The organism is Bradyrhizobium sp. UFLA05-108 (genome assembly GCF_059803455.1).
Window position 1 is genome coordinate 18,799 of record NZ_JBANAZ010000083.1, and the last position, 18,451, is coordinate 37,249.

At 59.7% G+C, this 18,451-nt stretch carries 21 protein-coding genes; 13 read left to right on the forward strand and 8 right to left on the reverse strand.

Going from position 1 to position 18,451, the window contains the following annotated elements:
• Nucleotides 1–97: 97 nt before the first annotated feature.
• The 4 genes from SO140_RS39105 to SO140_RS39120 form a co-directional block, all read right to left on the reverse strand.
• Nucleotides 98–520, reverse strand: coding sequence for a Rap1a/Tai family immunity protein (locus SO140_RS39105; RefSeq protein WP_474801546.1), 423 nt, complete (start codon nt 518–520; stop codon nt 98–100).
• 527 nt (nt 521–1,047) lie between these two features.
• On the reverse strand, nt 1,048–1,749 hold the full coding sequence (locus tag SO140_RS39110; protein WP_498541838.1) for a hypothetical protein: 702 nt from the start codon (nt 1,747–1,749) through the stop codon (nt 1,048–1,050).
• Between the two features lie 498 nt (nt 1,750–2,247).
• Nucleotides 2,248–2,832 (reverse strand): protein-S-isoprenylcysteine O-methyltransferase, encoded by a 585-nt coding sequence (locus tag SO140_RS39115; RefSeq protein WP_474801550.1) that lies wholly within the window; start codon nt 2,830–2,832, stop codon nt 2,248–2,250.
• A gap of 5 nt (nt 2,833–2,837) precedes the next feature.
• Nucleotides 2,838–4,070: a hypothetical protein gene (locus SO140_RS39120; RefSeq protein WP_474801552.1), complete on the reverse strand. Its 1,233-nt coding sequence runs from the start codon at nt 4,068–4,070 to the stop codon at nt 2,838–2,840.
• Between the two features lie 190 nt (nt 4,071–4,260).
• Here SO140_RS39120 and SO140_RS39125 point away from each other — a divergent pair, with 190 nt between their 5' ends.
• The gene (locus tag SO140_RS39125) at nt 4,261–4,983 is read left to right on the forward strand and encodes an SGNH/GDSL hydrolase family protein (protein ID WP_498543881.1); all 723 of its coding nucleotides are present in this window, start codon (nt 4,261–4,263) and stop codon (nt 4,981–4,983) included.
• Nucleotides 4,984–5,166: 183 nt separating this feature from the next.
• Complete coding sequence (locus SO140_RS39130) at nt 5,167–5,427, forward strand: hypothetical protein (protein ID WP_474801556.1); 261 nt, start codon at nt 5,167–5,169, stop codon at nt 5,425–5,427.
• 421 nt (nt 5,428–5,848) lie between these two features.
• On the opposite strand, the gene SO140_RS39135 is transcribed toward SO140_RS39130, so the two are convergent.
• Nucleotides 5,849–7,222: a glycosyltransferase family 87 protein gene (locus SO140_RS39135; protein WP_498543882.1), complete on the reverse strand. Its 1,374-nt coding sequence runs from the start codon at nt 7,220–7,222 to the stop codon at nt 5,849–5,851.
• Nucleotides 7,223–7,545: 323 nt separating this feature from the next.
• On the opposite strand from SO140_RS39135, the gene SO140_RS39140 reads away from it, so the two are divergent.
• On the forward strand, nt 7,546–7,758 hold the full coding sequence (locus tag SO140_RS39140; RefSeq protein ID WP_474801560.1) for a hypothetical protein: 213 nt from the start codon (nt 7,546–7,548) through the stop codon (nt 7,756–7,758).
• Between the two features lie 251 nt (nt 7,759–8,009).
• Here SO140_RS39140 and SO140_RS39145 read toward each other — a convergent pair whose 3' ends face one another.
• Together SO140_RS39145 and SO140_RS39150 are read right to left on the reverse strand one after the other, a co-directional pair.
• Nucleotides 8,010–8,378 carry a hypothetical protein gene (locus SO140_RS39145; protein ID WP_474801562.1) on the reverse strand — a complete coding sequence of 123 codons (369 nt, stop codon included), beginning with the start codon at nt 8,376–8,378 and terminating at the stop codon, nt 8,010–8,012.
• Between the two features lie 190 nt (nt 8,379–8,568).
• Nucleotides 8,569–8,955 carry a recombinase family protein gene (locus SO140_RS39150; protein ID WP_474801640.1) on the reverse strand — a complete coding sequence of 129 codons (387 nt, stop codon included), beginning with the start codon at nt 8,953–8,955 and terminating at the stop codon, nt 8,569–8,571.
• 67 nt (nt 8,956–9,022) lie between these two features.
• Between SO140_RS39150 and SO140_RS39155 the strand changes: the two genes are divergently transcribed.
• The 4 genes from SO140_RS39155 (at nt 9,023) to SO140_RS39170 (ending at nt 10,798) form a co-directional block, all read left to right on the forward strand.
• Nucleotides 9,023–9,217 (forward strand): hypothetical protein, encoded by a 195-nt coding sequence (locus SO140_RS39155; protein WP_474801564.1) that lies wholly within the window; start codon nt 9,023–9,025, stop codon nt 9,215–9,217.
• Nucleotides 9,218–9,407: 190 nt separating this feature from the next.
• Nucleotides 9,408–9,794, forward strand: a complete 387-nt coding sequence (locus SO140_RS39160) for a hypothetical protein (protein WP_498543883.1) — start codon at nt 9,408–9,410, stop codon at nt 9,792–9,794.
• A 561-nt stretch (nt 9,795–10,355) separates the two neighbouring features.
• Nucleotides 10,356–10,571, forward strand: coding sequence for a hypothetical protein (locus SO140_RS39165; protein WP_498543884.1), 216 nt, complete (start codon nt 10,356–10,358; stop codon nt 10,569–10,571).
• Nucleotides 10,571–10,798 carry a hypothetical protein gene (locus tag SO140_RS39170; protein WP_474801568.1) on the forward strand — a complete coding sequence of 76 codons (228 nt, stop codon included), beginning with the start codon at nt 10,571–10,573 and terminating at the stop codon, nt 10,796–10,798. The genes SO140_RS39165 and SO140_RS39170 overlap by 1 nt, the downstream gene beginning before the upstream one ends.
• Here the strand turns inward: SO140_RS39170 and SO140_RS39175 are convergent.
• Complete coding sequence (locus tag SO140_RS39175) at nt 10,795–10,995, reverse strand: hypothetical protein (protein WP_498541840.1); 201 nt, start codon at nt 10,993–10,995, stop codon at nt 10,795–10,797. The two genes, SO140_RS39170 and SO140_RS39175, sit on opposite strands and share 4 nt — an antisense overlap.
• 63 nt (nt 10,996–11,058) lie before the next feature.
• On the opposite strand from SO140_RS39175, the gene SO140_RS39180 reads away from it, so the two are divergent.
• The 6 genes from SO140_RS39180 to SO140_RS39205 all read left to right on the forward strand — a co-directional run.
• On the forward strand, nt 11,059–11,574 hold the full coding sequence (locus SO140_RS39180) for an ATP-dependent DNA ligase (protein ID WP_498543885.1): 516 nt from the start codon (nt 11,059–11,061) through the stop codon (nt 11,572–11,574).
• 199 nt (nt 11,575–11,773) lie between these two features.
• Nucleotides 11,774–12,049: a hypothetical protein gene (locus SO140_RS39185; protein WP_498543886.1), complete on the forward strand. Its 276-nt coding sequence runs from the start codon at nt 11,774–11,776 to the stop codon at nt 12,047–12,049.
• Nucleotides 12,046–12,570 (forward strand): DUF2441 domain-containing protein, encoded by a 525-nt coding sequence (locus SO140_RS39190; RefSeq protein ID WP_498541888.1) that lies wholly within the window; start codon nt 12,046–12,048, stop codon nt 12,568–12,570. Before SO140_RS39185 ends, SO140_RS39190 begins: the two co-directional genes overlap by 4 nt.
• A gap of 1,057 nt (nt 12,571–13,627) precedes the next feature.
• A complete protein-coding gene (locus tag SO140_RS39195; protein ID WP_474801602.1) occupies nt 13,628–15,046 on the forward strand; it encodes an FAD-binding oxidoreductase in 1,419 nt (472 codons plus the stop codon).
• A 661-nt stretch (nt 15,047–15,707) separates the two neighbouring features.
• Complete coding sequence (locus tag SO140_RS39200) at nt 15,708–16,148, forward strand: YybH family protein (RefSeq protein WP_474801604.1); 441 nt, start codon at nt 15,708–15,710, stop codon at nt 16,146–16,148.
• Between the two features lie 44 nt (nt 16,149–16,192).
• On the forward strand, nt 16,193–18,451 hold a 2,259-nt coding region (locus SO140_RS39205), incomplete at its 3' end, for an adenylate/guanylate cyclase domain-containing protein (protein WP_498543887.1).

An 18,451-nucleotide genomic window follows, 5' to 3' on the forward strand; every position in this document is an offset into this window, starting at 1 on the left:
TTGGCGCTCATGCGTTCGTATAATGTCTACTGCGCCGCCTATTTGGCGCCTTTGAGGCGTCTCCTGATCTGCGCTCTTCGGTCGCGGTGGGAGTACTTCATTGTTTCGATTTTTTCGACGCGCGTTTTTTGGGTTTCGGGCCACCTGGCGCCTCGGCATCGTCCCCATGGCAAGGCCAAGTATCTCTGAACGCCTCGAGTGCAATGGTAATCCCTGGTTCATTCAGTCGATCCGGATTGTTGTCAATGTATTGTAGAAGGACCTTGGCACTTTCCAAGACACTGCCTTGCGCGGGGGGGCATGCACGCACCTCAGCTGGCAGATTTGGTGAAAAGAGCATCGCAGTCTCGATCATTCCCTCACATGCGCCGGCGAACCGGGCTTCGTCCTGATCACGAAACGATTTCTGAACAAGTAGTCCGCAAGATTTCTGCGCGTCGGTTCCTTTATCAACGACCGTGCCGCTGACCCTCCCAATGAGCAAGAGGACCAGGCTGGCAAGAATGATATGGACCCGCATTAGCGTCCCCTGAATACTGGTGCGAAAACAGCGGCGATGAGTGCCCTGATGGTACAAATTTCGATCCTGCGCGTCCTTGCGCGAAATTTTATGGACTACAGACAGATTCTGGAGAGCCTCTATCAACTTGCCGCCTACGCGAGTCGCATTGATTGATTGATGTCAGTGCTCGACGTTCGAGGCAAGTGAACAACTGTCTGCCGATGACCTCGTGTTCTAGGACGAGCGCCAGGGACTTTACCATCGGGTCGCTACGGCCATTGCCCGAGCGAAACGCTTTGACTTGGCTAACCGCTCTCACCTGCGCCAAGCAACTCGTCGTCAGCACGCGTCGCGATCGCCTCGACCGCAGCCTCTGCGCATCTTGGACCGTTCGCGGCGGATCCTCCCGACGGTTGTTTGTCCGCTTTGGACGGTCAACATTGCGCCGCGCTTTCTCGGATGACGCCGCTCATTGAATTCGTGGGAAATCGAGGGCCTGTCGAGACGGCTGACAGGAAAGCTGGATGAGCTCAATACTGAGAGACCTAGCCCCGCTCGGGTTCAAGCTGCACCGTTTTTCGTCCCCCGTTCAGTTCTCTAAGTTTGTTTACGTATGCCTCAGGCGTTAGCAGATGAAACGGAGCGTTGAGGCCCATAAAAGTCGCTATGCGGCCAATGAAAGCAGTGCAGTTGGTCGTTGCCGCATTCCATAGCGGCGAAGTCTCCTGCAGGTGCTTGATATAGGCAAACACCTTCTGGGCATCGGCCTCATTCAAGTAGACGCGGTAGCTGGCCGTCAGATATTGCTCGTCAAGATCACCATAGGTCGCACCTGTCTCCGAGGGGACAAATATCAGGTGACCCAAAATGTACGGCACCTCGTCGCCGGCCGGAGCCAGACCAGCGACCTCGACCTGCTTTTCGCTCGTCTTTCCGTACCAGACGAATGCATGACCGTACGTTGATGCCGTGCGGGCACGAAAATCAACGTAGTAGGGACCTTTGGCAGCAGCTCTTCTAACTGGTTTTACATCCGATGCAGCCGGCGGGGCGCCTGGCGTAACAGCAGCCATGCTGTCCGCATGGTTCGTTGCCGAATTGGGGGGAGCGTCCCGTTGCTGATCGTCTGCACGCGCCACGAGTGGTTGTGCGCTACTGAACCCAGCCCCCAAGCCCACGAAGGCCGCCAGCATGGCGGCCCTCGCAAATAGCTCCAGACCCAGATATTTCCGAATCACTACCGCCATCTTCGAATCCTCTTGGATTCAAGATCCGCCATAGATAGTCCGCCTACCCCAAACGAACGCCGCCGGCGCGCGAATGGATAGCCAGATCAACCTTTGGTCACCAACGGAGCCGGGGCCGCGACCGGGTATTTGCCTACTGGACTCTTGCCAACGGGGTATTTGCCAACGGGGTATTTGCCAACCGGCGTGGGGGCGGCGGCAACAGGCTGAGGCCGTGGCATGTCGGCAGCAACTGCTGTCCCCGCGAAAGCTAATGAAGCGATTCCAAGGATCACGAATTTCGACATCGGGTTCTCACATGATTCGGCTGGGTTGGAATTCACCTGACACACATAGAAATAACCTGACGCTAGCAACGCCGGCAATGAATAGACCAAGGAGTCGGCAGCCCCGATAGCCGTTTTTTGCTGCATGTTGCGAAAATGGCACGCAAATTGAGGCGTTTGGTTCCAGGTCGACTTCGTGGTCTTACAGATCAAGACGTGTCGGGATTCTACTTCACAGTATCCGCGGGAAGACCCGACCGGTCCGTGCCATATACTCGCGATAGTTGTCGCCAAACGTCTGCAGCATCATTCGCTCTTCTCTTGCGACGCGGCCAAAGAACAAAGTGCCGAAGCCGGCCAGGCCCGCGAAGCCGGCAATCCAATTAGGCAGCAGCAATGCCTGGGCGATAGCCCACAGCCAAAATGCCGAATACATCGGGTGTCGAACTCTCCGGTAAATCCCTTCCGTCACGAGTTCATGATTCTCCCGCACATCGAGACTTATCGACCAATTTCGGCCGAGTGCACGATGAGTCAGATGAAACACGCCCAAAGCAGCAATCGCAAAGAGAGACCCCAGCCAAGCCAACGAAGGATAAAAATTGTGAGCCGCGAAACGAGGTATTCCTGTCGCTATGTAGACGAGCGGAACAAGTCCAAGTCCCGAAAGAGATATGAGCAGGAGCACCGTTTCCAGGGGGCCGCGAGCGCTCCACACAATCCTCGCACGGCGGGAACGCCGCGCGTACTTATGGCGTATGAGGTACCAGCCGATCGCCAAGGCAACGAAAATGACTTTCGAAATGGTGGGCGTCATTTGAATTAGGCCGCCGCGCCGGGACGACCTGGCAGTTCACTTCTCGAGAGCGGCGCGCTCGCAATAAGCCCTCCGTCTTCAGCGATCATCGACACGGCGCCATCCGGGGCGACCGTCTGGGATTTGGCTGAAATAGGTCCGCATGTGAGCATAAAGTAATCGTACGATGTTCGCCTGTCATTTCCACTGACGAATTGGTTGTGCACGCGAAAGAAATTGAAGCGGATACGTTGATACACGGCGTCGTCAAGCATTCGACTAAGTCTCACGACCCTGACGGTCGCCTCGTTTTCTGCCGCCAAGCCCATATCGGCCATCGGCCGGCTTTTGTAAAAGTTCAACAGATCGATGAGGGCCTGATAGTCGCCCCAGAAGATCGCGCGCGAATTGGCGACGCGTTCGACCGCCATGCGAAAGGGTATCGCCTTTGGGTGCAAGCCTATCTTGAGTATGGATGATCCAACGCTCAAGAATGTGACGGGAATTTTGTTCCGATCGAGCGCAGGGGCCAGCTTCAAGGCGCGATCAAGTAAATCAACGGCAAGTACGGCGCCAAGACTATGCCCTATGACCAAAATTTCGTCTGCGGTGGAGTTGCTCGCCGCAGCCACGAACTCCGCGGCCAACCTATCCAGCTTCTGCTCCATTTCCGAATTACCGCATCGAACGTACTCGTGAGAAAAAATCCAGTCGTCGAACAAGTCGCTCAGGTGCAGCCAGTGCCACGGCCCCGCCAAGGCGGCTGCGAACCCGAAGAGACCGCCACCGGCAGCAATGAGAATTGACTCGGTGATCTTGAATGCAACCACGCCAATCAAGAAGGCGGCCGCGATGAGCAATCCGAACATGACCAATGGATAGAGAAAGAAAAGCGCGTAGCGCCAGTTGCTCAGCAAGTAGCGCCAAAGAGTGCCGGATAAAACGAAATCAAGAAACGCAAGAATGCCGATGGAAATGCGTGAGCCGAGGCTTCGACGCCCGAAGGCCTCAATTACGTCGTGCCATCGGACCAGACGGTAATCGGTTTCGACGAGCCAATCGGGGCCGGTTGTCGTCACATTCCATTGCATTTGGTCGGCGGTATCATGCGAATTGTCGACGACCGCTTTCACTGACCAGGTACGTTGGAACCTGGCAATCTCACGCACAAAGCGTAATTGCGCGCTGACAGGCGACGTAATCGGATCATAGCCGCCGATATGGAATACCAGCCGCTTCGCTACAGGAGTTCCGGACATGGTCTTACCGCGACTATCCGCGGATTCATGCTCGCTGTACACGCATCAATGGACCTGTAATCAAATGACAGAAGCGTTTGACGCCAAGGGTTGTCAAGAGAGAATCGACCAGTTATTGGGGAACATGTGTCAATTTATTCTGCCATGCGCAAAGCGAACCGCTCGAACAATAGTGTCGATCGGTGCTGCCATGATGATCGGGCTGTCCAGCACCGCGCCCTCACAAGCGAAGGACGAGATACCCTTTGGAGAGAGATGTCTTGCGGCAAATTTGGATATCTCGCTGGGCGCGCAACTGCCCCGCACGGGGGCGCGTTTGAGATCTGGTGAGCCGATAAAGATTGTGGCGATCGGGTCATCGTCGACAGTAGGACTCTGGCAGCTTAGGTCCGCGGCAACGTACCCGGAGGTGATGCGCCGAGAGCTCTCGAGGCTTAGATCGAGCGCCAAGATCGATGTTATTAACAGCGGTCGAGTCGGCGACACCATTCCGAACAACATCGCGCGCTTCGAGCGTGACGTTTTCGCCCACGCACCTGATCTCGTTATCTGGCAATTGGGCACCAATGACGTCGCCTGGGGTGGTCGGCCGGACCAAGGGCTCAAGAGGAGCGTTCTTGAAGGGGTAAGGGCGCTTAAGGCAGGCTCTGCCGATGTCGTGCTGATGGATCTGCAATATGCGCCGCAAGTGCTCGCTTCAGCTAGCTACCCAACGATGGAGGGCATCATCGCCGATGTCGCGAAGCAGGAACGGGTCGGGTTATTCTCTCGTTTTGCGCTGATGCGAAATTCGATCAGTGCCGGAGTTGCGCAAAGCGCGCTTGTAACGTGGGACGGATTGCACAACACCGCCGATGGTTATGATTGCATTGGACGAGCCCTTGCCCGAGCCATCTCAGCGAGTGCTCGTTGAGAGGACCTAGATCAGGGGAATCGAAGGCTGCGGCTTCGGATGAGTTTGGGCATCGGCCCGGACTCCGGGCGCCGAGCGTGCAGATGCCCGCGAACGCGAACAAAAACCCATTCTCCTCGACAATCGCCGCAGTTCTCGCAGCGGTGACAGCAATTCGCTCCGACGCTGTCGGGAGGCGCGCTCATGTACCATTATGGCAGTCAACTTGTTGACCTGTTACTGGTGCTTGTCGCCGCGTGGATGGTGCCAGCCGCCATCTTTATCATCTACGCCTATTTTGCTCGTCTTAAGAATCCTGTCACCGAATCGGTCTTTGGACGTGCGGTCATCCTTTCCTTGTTCATCATAACCATGTCGATTTGGCTCCCGATCATTGTGGCCGCCATAGTCCTATCACTGATCGGCCATTTGTGGTCCCGCTTCAGGATAAAACCGCGCAAGTAGATAGTGGCGCCTCAGCAAAATAGAAAAGCGAAGCAAACAAATGCCGGCGTGTCTCCTAGTTCTGACGATAGCGGCAATCAATCTTACAACAATCGCCGCGGCTGCAGAGTGGTGACCCTGATGTCTGGCGCCTCTGCAGCAGCCAGATTCCGGATGTGAACAGAATTGTCGCCTGCCTGCAGCAGAATACACCCCGGCTCTCTCCGGGCTGTCGAGCGGTAATTGCAACTGGCGCGGCTTCGCGGCCTGCTGGTCCAAACGGTCGGATCGTACGGTCGCAGCCCTACGCTGTGTCTCCGCCACCGTATGCCAGGCGCCCGTCACCTCCATATCCATACTACGAGGACGATGATTATTAACTAGCGTGAGCGCGAGATGGACCGGCAGTTCATTGGTGTCCACCAGGGCGATGTAGTCGTCTTCAACGTGCTCGACGAGCCGATGTGTTTATCTCGTGACTTGCTATGGTTCTCGGCGCTGCTGCTTTTAGCTCCGCCGCAGCTTTCGAGTCAGACGCATCTGGCGGATGCCTGATGTGCCAGACCAGCGCGCCCGCAAGAACGGCGGTAGCGGCGAGGTTGTTACCCCAGGCCTGCAAAACCAGGGGAAACGGCGGCAGCGACAGCAGCATGAGGATGCCAGCTGCCGCCAGCGCGATCCAGGTTCCCAGCCGCACGCGGAAGCGCTCGTCGAAGGCGGCGCGATGCATCAGCACCGTTATCGGGAAGAACAGCCACATGAAGTAATATTGTCGCGCCAGGGGCGAGGCCACCGTCATCAGGCAGAACAGGATGCCGAGCTCCTCGGCGTCCGACCGTTCGGTTCGCCGCCGCTGCGCAGGCATCACAGCGAGGAAGCCGAACCCGAGCGCCGCCGACACCGCGAGCACGATCCAGTTCGCAGTTTGGTATTCGACGTCGATCACATTCATCGTGCGCGGCGGCTTGCTTGGATCGTCCTGATTCCAGTTGACCGGCCGCACCAGGCGGTGCGTCACCGCGATGATGGATTGGTTGACCCACGACCAGTTCTGCTCGTCGCGCTTGCCAAAGCCCTTTTCCGAGCTCGAGCCGACCATGGCCTGGTACCAGGTCTTGAGCTCATTGACGTTGTGGTCGAAGCCGCGGATCGGCGCCGGCACTACGAAGAGCAGAAGGCCGATGCAGGCGATCGTGCTCACGACGGCCGCCCACTGCCGGCGCCAAACCAGATAAGGCAGCACCGCAACCGGAAAAACCTTGATGGCGGTGGCGAGCGCGAACATGAAGCCGGCGAGCCAGGACCGCTGGTGCTGGAGGCTCCAGAAGCCGTAGAGCATCATCGCCAGCAGAAGCAGGTTCGGCTGGCCGAGGTCGAACATGTCGAACACGAAGGTGATGGTGACGAAGGCGGGCAGCGCCTCCAGCCAGCGACCGGGCGTGTGTCCGGAGCCGGTCATGGCATTCGAGAGAATTCCTGTGTACCACCACGCTACCGCGTTCAGGATCGACAGCACGACATAGAGTGGGATCTTGCCGAACCAGCTCGGGATCGCGAGCAGGATCGCCGGCAGCGGCGGGTAGATATAGGCAAACATCTGTGTGACGTCAGGATAGAGCGCCCCACCCTGAAGTACCTGCTCGCCCGCCCAGTACCAAAGCGCATAATCCTTGGTCTTGCCGTGACCGAATATTTCGGGACCGAGCACGTCGGCGGTCAACAGGACGCAGCAGAAGAGGAAGAGCAAATCGAGCGGGGCGCGCAGCGACGGAGACCTGAGCGCGCCGGGTTTGGTGGGGGAATGGGTGGCGGTCACAAATGCCTTCTGAAGCCAAACAAAAACGTTCGATAGATGTGAATGAAAACTCCAGCTGCAAGTAGGCTCCCTCTCCGCCCAAACGGGGCGAGGAGAGCTACGGCTACACAGAAAACCGTTTCGACAAAAGTCTACCCAAGCTGGCGCCTGACGACATCATTGAATGGCCGGAAGGCGAGCGGGCAAGGATCATATGGGTCTCGGAAGACGGCAGCAGATTCCGCGTCGAGGGCCTTCCGACGCTGCTGAGGGCGACAGACACCTTCACGGTGGTCAGCAAACGAGTGGTCGTTCCGGATTAAACGAGCTGAGGATGCTTTTGGGTGTTAGCGTCCTCGTCGCGACCCTTCCGTGCAGTCAATCGCTACGTCGGCAACTTGCAGCCGATGTCCAGCGTCTTCTCGGACTATCCCGCGCCGGTGATCCGCGACACCGACACCGGCAGAGATGACCCCGATGCGCCGGGGCATGTCGCCACCACCGCGCACCGGCGGGTCGCCGGTCACCAACTCCCGGCCAACAGCTTCGCCGAGTAGGCGGGTTGTGCAGCTTTGCTTTCGCATCTACTCTGTAATTCGAATATCGCATTGGCGGGGGCCACCCATAATGGGCCCGTTTTGCGGGGAAACCAAAGTTGAGCCCATGGCATGACCGCTTGGCCTACAGGCGTACCCGAGCTTGGGGGAATGCTAGCCGCGCCAGCGGGGTGATTGCCGATGGCACATCAGCGGCACATGGCTACAACAAGACCAGCTAGAACAATGAGATAGGCCGCTAAAGATCACCCTCATAACCTGAAGGTCATAGGTTCAAATCCTATCCCCGCAATCAACGCTCCCCTAGACTCTAGGGGTTCGGCCGCCCTCTCGGAAATCCTGAGCAGGGCGGCGAGTTGGCCGTAAATGTCGATCCGCACAGGTTTGTACCGGCCCTGTGGGTGAACGACGACTTTCTCGACAATCTCTCGAATAGCCTCGTGGGCAGCCAGACGGCTGTCCGCATCCGACTCCGCGAGAGCCTGCTTCAAGTTCCTGATCTTGTCGCGGTAGGCGTTGCCTGCGTTCGGGTGGAATTCGACCGTTGGCGGGACGACCTCGGCAATCGCGGCCTCGATCTCGTCGCGCTCCGCTTCCAAAGCCGCCAACCGGTCACGCAAGGCACGCTGGGCGCTTCGCCGAGCAAGGCGTCCACCGCCTTTGAGATCGAGGCGTTGACGTTGCCCAGTCGCTTTTCGAGATCGCGGCGCCGGTGGGCGGTCGAGCCGTGAAGCTCGCGCGACATCCGGTGATACTCGCGGACGTACTCGGCGACCAGCTCGGGCGCCGCCAATTGCTCCTCGATGCCTTTCAAGACCAGCGCTTCGCCTCGCGTGCGATCGTGCGCCGGTTATCGCACAGGCCGGTCTCCTTCATGCGGGTGCAGAGCAGGAGCGGCCCGCGCTTGTCGTTGCCGCCGACAACATAGCCGGACCCGCAGCATCCGCATTTGATCAGGCCGGACAGCAAGTTCTTGGGCCGGGTGGCGTACGATCCTTTGGGACCGCCGCGCTCTTCGCGCCTCGCGCGGACCTTCGCCCAGGTATCTGCATCGATTATGCGCAGGTGCTCGGCTTCCACAGACATCCATTGATCGCGTGGATTTTCGCGGCTGATGCGTTTGCCGGTCTCCGGGTCTTTAATGAAGGTTTGGCGGTTCCAGATGATGCGTCCGGCGTAGAGTTCATTTTGCAGGATACCGTTGCGTCAGCATCTGTACACAACGTCTCGCTGGAAACACCCTCTCGTTTGAAAAGGAAAACCGATGGCCGAGAGCAAGCTGCCGTCACACGATGCATTCGTTGTCAGCGGCGATGGTCGGAAATCAACGTGGATCCGCGTGGGGGCCGCGTGGCCGAACGATGATGGCAAGGGCTTCAACATCGTGATCGCGGCAGGACTGGCGGTCTCGGGGAAGATCGTTCTTCGTGAACCGAAAGTCCAGGATGACAAGGACTGACGCCCTCCAAAGACGATCAGCATTGCGAACAGGCCTTCCTCCAGGAGGGCCATTCGCATTTCTTCGTCGCTGATCGCCCGAGACCAGCGCGGCCCTAAGTCACTTGTCTGGTAAGGAAGAGCACAGCTTGCTAAAAGCCGAACCTGGCCCGATTGCCCCTCACCAACCACGCCTATCTTGGAAAGCCAGCATGATCGCAGTTCTCATTCATTGGCGCATCAGGCCCGACGACAAAAACGTACAGTCCTTTCTCGACCACTGCAAGGGTAACAACACCATTGGCGATCGTACCGGCCTCATTGCGGAATTCCTCAGTGACTCGCTTCCCGTCAAGGAATTTCCCGATACCACATGGCATTTGGATCCGGATTCCCTGGGCAACTTTCGATCATACGTGACTGTCGGCCTGTGGAGCGATGCTGACGCATTCAAGACTCAGGTAGGCAACTACTTCAATGATCAAAAGCCGATGCTGCAGTTCGAGAAATATCGGCGTCGCCGGGTCATGTTCGATCCGGTGGGCTGGCGTATTGGCCAGGCTCCCTTGCCTTCCACAGATTCCGCGGAGGTCAAGTAGCCAAGGCTTCTGTGTTGGCTTTTGATGAAAGAGCGGGCGTGCCTTCGGCCGGGCTTTAGGCGTTGCCCGGAGCCGCCACGCCATCTCCGCCCTTCGGGTCACAATCCCTCACACAAGGCATAACGCACTCCTCGCCGGAGGCACTCGGTCAAGCATCTGCCTGCGGCACCGCTAGCACTGATGCGTGCGCCGGGTGCCTTCTTAACCGGTCTCGTCGCCGCAGTCGGTCCCGCATCCCGCTTCGCGGCGTTATGCTGATGCTCTTGCGGCTGCATATTTGCCCGCTTGCGCTTTCGCTTCAGCCTTTCGACGTCCACGCCATCCCAGCCGCCTCAAGGCCAAGCTCTGTGGGCGCTTCGCGGCCTTGACCCGTCCAGCCTGGCGAGGGCAGGGGCTTCCCATTCGCTAAGCCGAATTCCGCCTTAGCCGCCTCTCTGAGCAATGGCGCCACCTCAAAGCGGCTTGACTCATTGTTCTCATTTTGTTCTTTTTTGCTTTTATCTGCTTTTCTAAGGCTGAACCATGCCCCCACTTGAATACATCCGTTCCGAGATTGAGCACATGCGGCGGCAGATCAGCCGTCAGCAGAAGGAGATCCTAAGCCTGCAGCGAGCCGGCATCAGAACGGCGTCAGCCCAAGCCCTGCTTGTACGAATGCAAGCCAAGGTCGACAGCCTGGTCGCGGAGCGTGATCGCATGAAAGGGGAGGCGAACCTGGGAAAGACCTACGGTTCAGGCAAGCGGATCAATGGAACGCCCGCGCATCGCAGGGTGTGATGGACAACCTGCGGCGGTTTCCGGCGCCATGGGTCATGGAGGAAGACCGGGACGGGTTTCGTGTGAAGGACGCAAATGGCTTCTACATCTGCGGGGTCATTCACCGGGAGGATCTGCACCGCCGCGGTTACCAGTACGCCGACAGCTATCTGACCCGTGATGAAGCGCGGCGGATCGCCAAGGCCATTTCGCGTCTGCCGGAGCTGCTCAAGCGGCCGCAGTATTAGCCTGCTTCGCCGCCGTCCTTCCGAGGACGTTGATCAGGCCAGCTCACGGCCACGGGCGGTATCGGTATCGGCCTTGTCCGGTGCTTTTCGTAGCGCGACGCGAGGTCGAGCAGCCGCCGCTTGATAAACGGGTCGGCCTTGTCAGCCAGCTCGCGGATCAATTCCGACCGTTGTTTGTTAAACTCTTCGTCCAGCATGGGATTGCCAAATAATCCCGATTATACTGGCAGGCATTGTCATTTGTTGGTTTTGAGTTGCGTATGGTTAAGCGTGTCAGGTCCCGCGTGCGTGCCGCAAAAGCGGAGATGCCGGGATTCATCAAACCCCAGCTGGCTGCGCTGAAGGTGAAAGCGCCATCGGGGGACTGGATCCACGAAATCAAGTACGACGGCTACCGAGTCCAGGTGCATGTCGACCGCAGGACTGTCAGAATCTTCACGCGCAATGGGCATGACTGGACAAAGCGATTCTCAGCCATCGCCGGCGCCTTCAGGCTCAAGAGCCAGAGCATTTTCGACGGCGAGGTGGTCGTCGTCCATGAGGGACGGACGAATTTCTCGGAGCTGCAGGCGGACCTCGCCAAGGGCCGTCAGGACAGGATGCTGTTCTATGCTTTCGACATCCTCTTCCACAACGGCGAAGACCTTCGGGGAAAACCTCAGCTTGAACTGAAAGAGCGCCTGAAAGAACTGATCGACATGCTCGAACCGCCATCCTCTACAGCGAGCACCTTGACGGGGACGGGCAGGAGCTGTTCGAGCATGCCGCCAAGCTGAACTACAAAGGCATTGTTTCCAAGAAGGCGGACGCTCCGTACCGTTCCGACCGCAACGAAGCCTGGCTGAAGATCAAGACGGTCCAGCGCGGCAAACGACTGACAGCTACGTTTTCGACCCGAACAACAAGCCCGACTATTTTCTGATTCAGTACAACCGCGCCCAAAACCTCGTGAGCGTGAGAGGTCAGTGGGGGCCGATGGTCGCAGTCGAATCCTACGACAGGGCGGAAAGCCCGGATTCAACATCGAGCAGCAACGGCTTTAACACCGTCCTCGTCGAAGTTGACGACATCGAGAATCTTAAAGCCGCGTATCCCAACTACTTCGGCGACGTGGAGCTGTTCAAAACCCGACTGGCTGAGATCACCGGCAGCGACGGACGCTACACCTTGGCACCGCAGCCGACTGCCCCGATTCGACCGCGTGAGCGGCCGGACGATTCGTGGCTTCGTCGTCGCAAACCGCTGCGTTGATCCGCAGCGACTTCCGCATCACCGGCTGGGCACATTTCAAAGGGGGCATAATGAGAAGGCTTTATCACGTCGGTAGTGGGCACTGGAAACCCGGCGACAGCATCGCGCCGGGGAATTGGGGCAAGCGAACCCGACAATTTGGCAAAGGGGAAGGTTTTCGTGGCTACGGAGATGTCAACGATGCCAAGATTGTAGGCTGGGAAGTCGCGCTCGAAGTAGCAAGACAGCTAACGGCTCCCGATGCGCCAAGCCGGCTGAACTGCGTTTTCTGCACCGAGGACCTCGCGAGCGCGAGAGCGTTTCGCGACCGATTCGCAAAGGGCGCAAGCATCTACGAAGTCGAGGTTGAGGACACTCTGAGCGCGCACGCGGGCAACTACGAAGCGCTAACGGACGTCCCACAGGGCCCCAGCGTCGATACAAACGTCGCCACCGCGAAATCATATTGGACCGACGCGCCAACCGGCATAAGGGAAATTCTGGTCGGCGGCACCGTCAAAGTCTCCAAAAAAATCGAATAGGTGCTCGAACCCTCCGCAGTGAAGCCAGTTGGGCCATCTCCCGTCAGTGTCAGCGGATTTTCGACTTTTTACACCCGCTAGACACTGGAGAGCTTCCGCTTTGATAGCGTTAGGTTATTTCCGCCATTGACTTTCCCGCAAGGGGAGAAGGTGGCTCCTGCGCATGGCTAGGCCACTAGGTCATCGTAGGTAGCGCTCCCGTGCTCAGGCGATTTGCTTTCCTACACACTCGCCAAATGCTCGTGGCCGTACGCCACGCTCAAGCCAGCATGGCCCGGGAGGTGGCGCCAAAAAGGGGGTGACGTAGTGGTAAAAATTTGTGCGCCCGCCGTTATCGGAGAACCGTTACCTTCCTGTCCGGCTCAATGCCAAATTTCGGCGCGCCAGCACGGATCGTGCTGGTGCAGGAGGGGGGCGCCCTCCTTTTTTCGGAGGTAGGTGGGACCCAAGGGGAGGTACGGGGTCCCTGCACGCCGATATCACAGCCGCTGAAGCACGCGTGCAACCTGCGTCTCGGTCCATGCGCTAGCCGCGTGCAGTCGCAATACCTTTTTCCGTAAGGCCAGCTGCAATGGCTTTCACACTCGTCACAGTCCGGATCACATCAATAATCGAACGGTCGCCCGCGACCCGGGCGGGTCCGAATCGGTCAGCGATGGCGAGGATGTCGACCTGTGTCCTACTGATCTCGGATTTGAGGTTGGCCCTCTATGTAGCGACCGACCTACGAACTATGACGCGAGTATGGATGGGGGATCTCCCGGTGAAGACGGCCGTCGATTCCGGCGCCATCGACTCGACGGTTCCCGCGATCTCCGACAACGCTTCGAGCGCTGACTTGGACCGAGCGGATTTGCCGAGATCAGGGATGGCCCAAGAGGGCTGCCGACGACCTTACTTGATCCGAGCAGCACGCCACTTTTCTGCGGCCGGTTTGAGATACGCCAGCCGGTCCGATGAGTACAGATTTTGGACTGGATAGAATGACGAGGAGCATGAGAAACTAAGACTCAAGGTGCCCCCCCCCCGCAATCGCGTGGAAAATTGGAGAGTTGCCATGGCCCATGCTCTCGCCCAACAGCCCGAGTACAGATTGAGTCAAGCGGCAGTCGCGGACCTTCGTAAAGCGCTTCGTGGCGCCCTCCTGCAGCCCGCCGATGCCGGATATCGCGAAGCGCGCTCGATCTGGAACGGCATGATTATCAAAGAGCCCGCGCTCATCGCTCGGGTAAGCGGCGCGTCGGACGTTGTCGCCTGTGTGAATTTCGCCCGCGAGAACGGACTGCCGCTATCGATTCGAGGCGGCGGGCACAACATCGCAGGCACCGCGCTCTGCGACCGCGGGCTGATGATCGACATGAGCCTGCGGCGCGGCGTGCGCGTCGACCCTGACCGCCGGATGGTTCGGGCCGAGGCTGGCACCACCTGGGGCGACGTCGATCACGAAGCGCAGCCCCTCGGGCTGGTTGTCCCGGGCGGCATCGTGTCGAATACCGGGGTTGCCGGGTTCACTCTGGGCGGCGGCTTCGGCTGGACGTCGCGCAAATGCTGCTACGCCGCAGACAACCTCGTCTCGGTCGACATCGTAACCGCGGACGGCGAGCGTCGGCACGCCAGCAAGACCGAGAACGCTGATCTGTTCTGGGCGTTGGGGGGTGGCGGCGGCAATTTTGGCGCGGTCACGTCCTTCGAGTTCCGGGCACATCCACACGGACCGCAGGCTCTATGCGGGATGGTAGTGTACCCGATGGCACAAGCGCGCGACGTTGCGCACCAATTTTGTCGGATCGCCACCACGGCGCCGGACGAACTGTGCTGCTTGCTCATCTTGCGCATCGCCCCGTCTGCGCCGTTCATGCCCGAGGCGCTGCACGGAACGCCAATCGCGGCGATTGCCGCGTGCTGGACCGGCGATCCCATCGCCGGACAGGATGCGATGCGTGGGCTCAAGAGCTTTGGTACGCCGGCTGCGGATACGATCACCGTGAAGCCGTTCGTTGCGCATCAGACCATGCTCGATTCTGGCCAGCCGTTCGGCCGTCGTTATTACTGGAAGTCGGATTTTTTCGCCGATATGAACGAGCCCTTGATCGATGCGATGGTCGAGCACGCCGAACGTATTACCTCTCCGCATTCCGCCGCTCTCTTCATGCACATGGGCGGCGCTCCCGCCCAACTCGATCGCGGGCTCAACGCAGTCGGCTTTCGGACGGCCCAATACGTGTTGAACGTGCAGGCGGCTTGGGAAAATCCGCAGGAGGATCGCCGTCATATCGAATGGGCGCGCGAATACTGGGCGGCTATCCATCCGTATTCGACCGGCGCCGCTTACATCAATTTCATGACTGAGGACGAGGGCGACGCCCGCGTGCGCGACGCCTATGGTAATCGACTCTACGAGCGGCTCGCCGAGATCAAGGCCAAATTCGATCCAGGAAATCTATTCCACGGCGCACAGAACATCCCGCCGCGATAGAGACGCGTAGACACGTTGGAGGGCAACCATCCCGCTAGGTGATCGAGTCAGCCGGACTTCAATTGCGCGGATACCAGCTGCATCTGCTGTTGTGCCTTACCCGAACCGGAGGGCGAGGGGTGCGCCACCTTTTTTTGGCGGTGGGTGGACCCAAGGGGAGGTACAGGAAAAGCAGGGGGGCCGATTCCTACGCGCCGATGTCCCTCTTAGTAGACCTCACGCAGAGGGGTGTGCCGCCTTTTTTTCCGGCGGTAGGTGGACCCAAGGGGAGGTACAGGAAAGATAGCGCGCCTGATCCCTGCGCGGGCAAATCATCAGTTGCTGCCATCGTATCATATGTGACGCCTTGCTGTAACTTCACTGAAAAGGGCAGGGCAACGCAGCCGCCGCCATATCGGCATCGGCTGTCTGCGGGAGCCGGACGTTGTACGATGGTTACGTTGACCGCCGGTTTTGGCCCGAAGGCGACATCGAACCCGATAAATACCGAGGTGGGTTGAGTAACATTTCCACTCGCCGAAGGCCGCCGCTTTGCAAACGGACTCCAGATCGAAAGATCGCCCGTGACCTTGCAGAGCATCCTCCGTAAAGCGTGAGCTCAACTGGGAACCCGGTACGCCACCCAGGTGTTACTTCTTCAAATCAAAAAGGGAGGATTTCCATGCGTTTGATACACGCAGCGGCATTCGCTCTTTGTCTGCTCTCAGTCACGTCGGTGGGGTCTTTTGCCGGTGACCCCAAGAGCGATGTCTCGGCAGCTTACGCAGCATTTGATGCGGCGTTCAACAAGGCCGACGCGAAGGCCGTTGCCGCCTTATATCTTCCGAGCGCCAAGGTGTTACCGCCATCCCACGAGGTGGTCTCCGGTCCGCCGGCGATCGAGAAGTTTTTCGCCGGACTACACACCGGCGGTGTAACTGACCACAAACTTGAGATGATCGACGCGGGTGGCGATGACAAAGTCGTCTATGGCACGGCAAACTGGAGCGCCAAAGGCAAGGACAAGGATGGCAAGCCTGCGAACCTTTCCGGCATCGCCACCCACGTGTTCGAGCGTCAGGCGGATGGTTCGCTGAAGCTGAGGTTACATACCTTCAACTAAGGCTGGCCGTACGTGTTGCCTGACGCCGCGCGAGGAGACTTTGCGTGAATATCGCGGAATGGCTTCGTGGTCTCGGGCTGGAGCGCTACACGCAGGCCTTCCAGGATGCGGAGGTCACGACTGAGGTCCTGCCAGAGTTGACCGAAGCCGACCTGCGGGAGCTAGGAGTTCCGCTCGGGCCGCGAAAGATCGTGCTCAAGGCGATCCAAGCCCTTGCTGGCCCGCCGACGACAGTCTTGCTGCCAGAGGCGGCGCCAGAGAAAGCGGGGTCGAAGGCGGCTCCGCTCTCGGTTGAGGCCGAGCGGCGGCAACTGACGGTTATGTTTGTCGATTTGGTCGGCTCGACGGCGCTCGCGTCTCAGCTCGATCCCGAAGAGATGGGCGAGCTGATCCGAATTTACCAGAACACAGTGGCCGGAGAGATCACGCGATTCGAGGGACATATCGCCAAGTTTCTCGGCGATGGTGTGCTCGCCTACTTCGGCTGGCCTCGGGCGCACGAAGACGAGGCCGAGCGCGCAGTCCGGGCCGGCCTCAGCCTCACGGCGGCGGTCGCCGCGCTCGCTGCGCCGGGCGGCGGAGGGCTCGCGGCGCGCGTAGGCATCGCTACTGGGCTGGTCGTCGTTGGTCACCTGGTCGGCGAGGAGGAGGCGCGCGAGCGGGCGGTGGTCGGCGAGACCCCGAACCTCGCTGCGCGGCTGCAGGCGGTAGCGGAGCCTGGGGGTGTTGTCGTTGCCGAGGCCACAGGCCGCCTGCTCGGTGATCTGTTCGTCTACCGCGATCTGGACGCGCTGCGCCTGAAAGGCTTCGCCGAGCCGGTTCGGGCTTGGAGCATCCTTGGCGAGGGAACTGCCGAGAGCCGGTTCGATGCCCGACACGGCGCTACGACCGCATTGGTGGGGCGCGACCAGGAACTGGGGCTGCTGCTGGACCGGTGGGAGCGGGCGAAGGAAGGTGAAGGGCAAGTGGTCCTGCTCGCCGGCGAGCCGGGCATTGGCAAGTCCTGCCTTGTCCACAGTCTGCGCAAGCGGCTCGGGAGCGAACCGCGCACGCCGCTGAGGCAGTATTGCTCGCCGTACCACACCAACAGCGCACTCTACCCGGTTGTCGGCCTTCTCGAGCGAGCGGCGGGACTACAGCGAGGGGATCCACCGGAGCGTCAGCTCGACAAGCTCGAGACGATGCTGGCCCTCGCGGTGGAGAACGTCCAAGAGAGCGCTCCGCTCTTCGCGGACTTGCTCGCAATCCCAACGGGCGGGCGTTACCGGCCGTTGGATTTGAGCCCGCAGCACAAGAAGGAGATGACATTCCAAGCGCTGCTCGATCAAATGGCGGGCTTGGCATCGCGCCAACCAGTGCTGGCGCTCTACGAGGACGTACACTGGATTGACCCAACCACGCTCGAGCTGCTGGGCCGGGTTGTCGACCGGGTGCAGCGCCTGCGGGTGCTCGCCGTCATCACTTTCCGGCCAGAGTTCGCCCCGCCGTGGACCGGGCACGGACACGTCACCACGCTCTCGCTGAGCCGCCTAGGGCGGCGGCAGGGCGCTGCCGTTGTCGGGCGCGTGACCGGGGGCAAGCGGCTTCCAGACGAGGTGCTCGAGCAGATCCTGGCCAAGACCGATGGCGTGCCCTTGTTCGTGGAGGAGCTGACCAAGATGGTGCTCGAGTCCGGTCTGCTCGAGAACGCGGGCGACGGCTACAAGCTGACTGGCCCGCTACCGGCGCTGGCAATCCCGGCGACGCTGCAGGACTCATTGATGGCCCGGCTCGATCGACTGGCGCCGGTCAAGGAAGTGGCTCAGATGGCCGCTTGCATCGGACGCGAGTTCTCACACGAGCTTCTGGCCGCGGTCGCGTCGCTCGGTGAGAACGCGCTCGGGGATGCACTCGCCCAGCTGCTCACTGCGGAGCTGATCTTCCGGCGCGGCGCACCGCCCAAGATCGGTTACAGCTTCAAGCATGCCCTGGTTCAAGATGTTGCCCACGAGAGTTTGCTCAAGAGCCGGCGGCAGCAGGTCCACGCGCGGATCGCCACCGTTCTCGAGGACAACTTTCCAACCGTCGCCGAGACCGAGCCCGAAACGCTTGCGCAACATCTCACCGAGGCCGGGCTGGCCGAGCGGGCCGTGGGCTATTGGCTGCGGGCGGGCAGAAACGCCGCCGCGCGCTCTGCCAATCTTGAAGCGATCAGTGACCTGTCTAAAGGGTTGGAGGCGCTGAACAAGCTTCCTGCGGATCCGGAGCGGGATCGGCAGGAACTCGCATTGCAGACGGCGATCGGCACGCCGCTAATCGCTGTC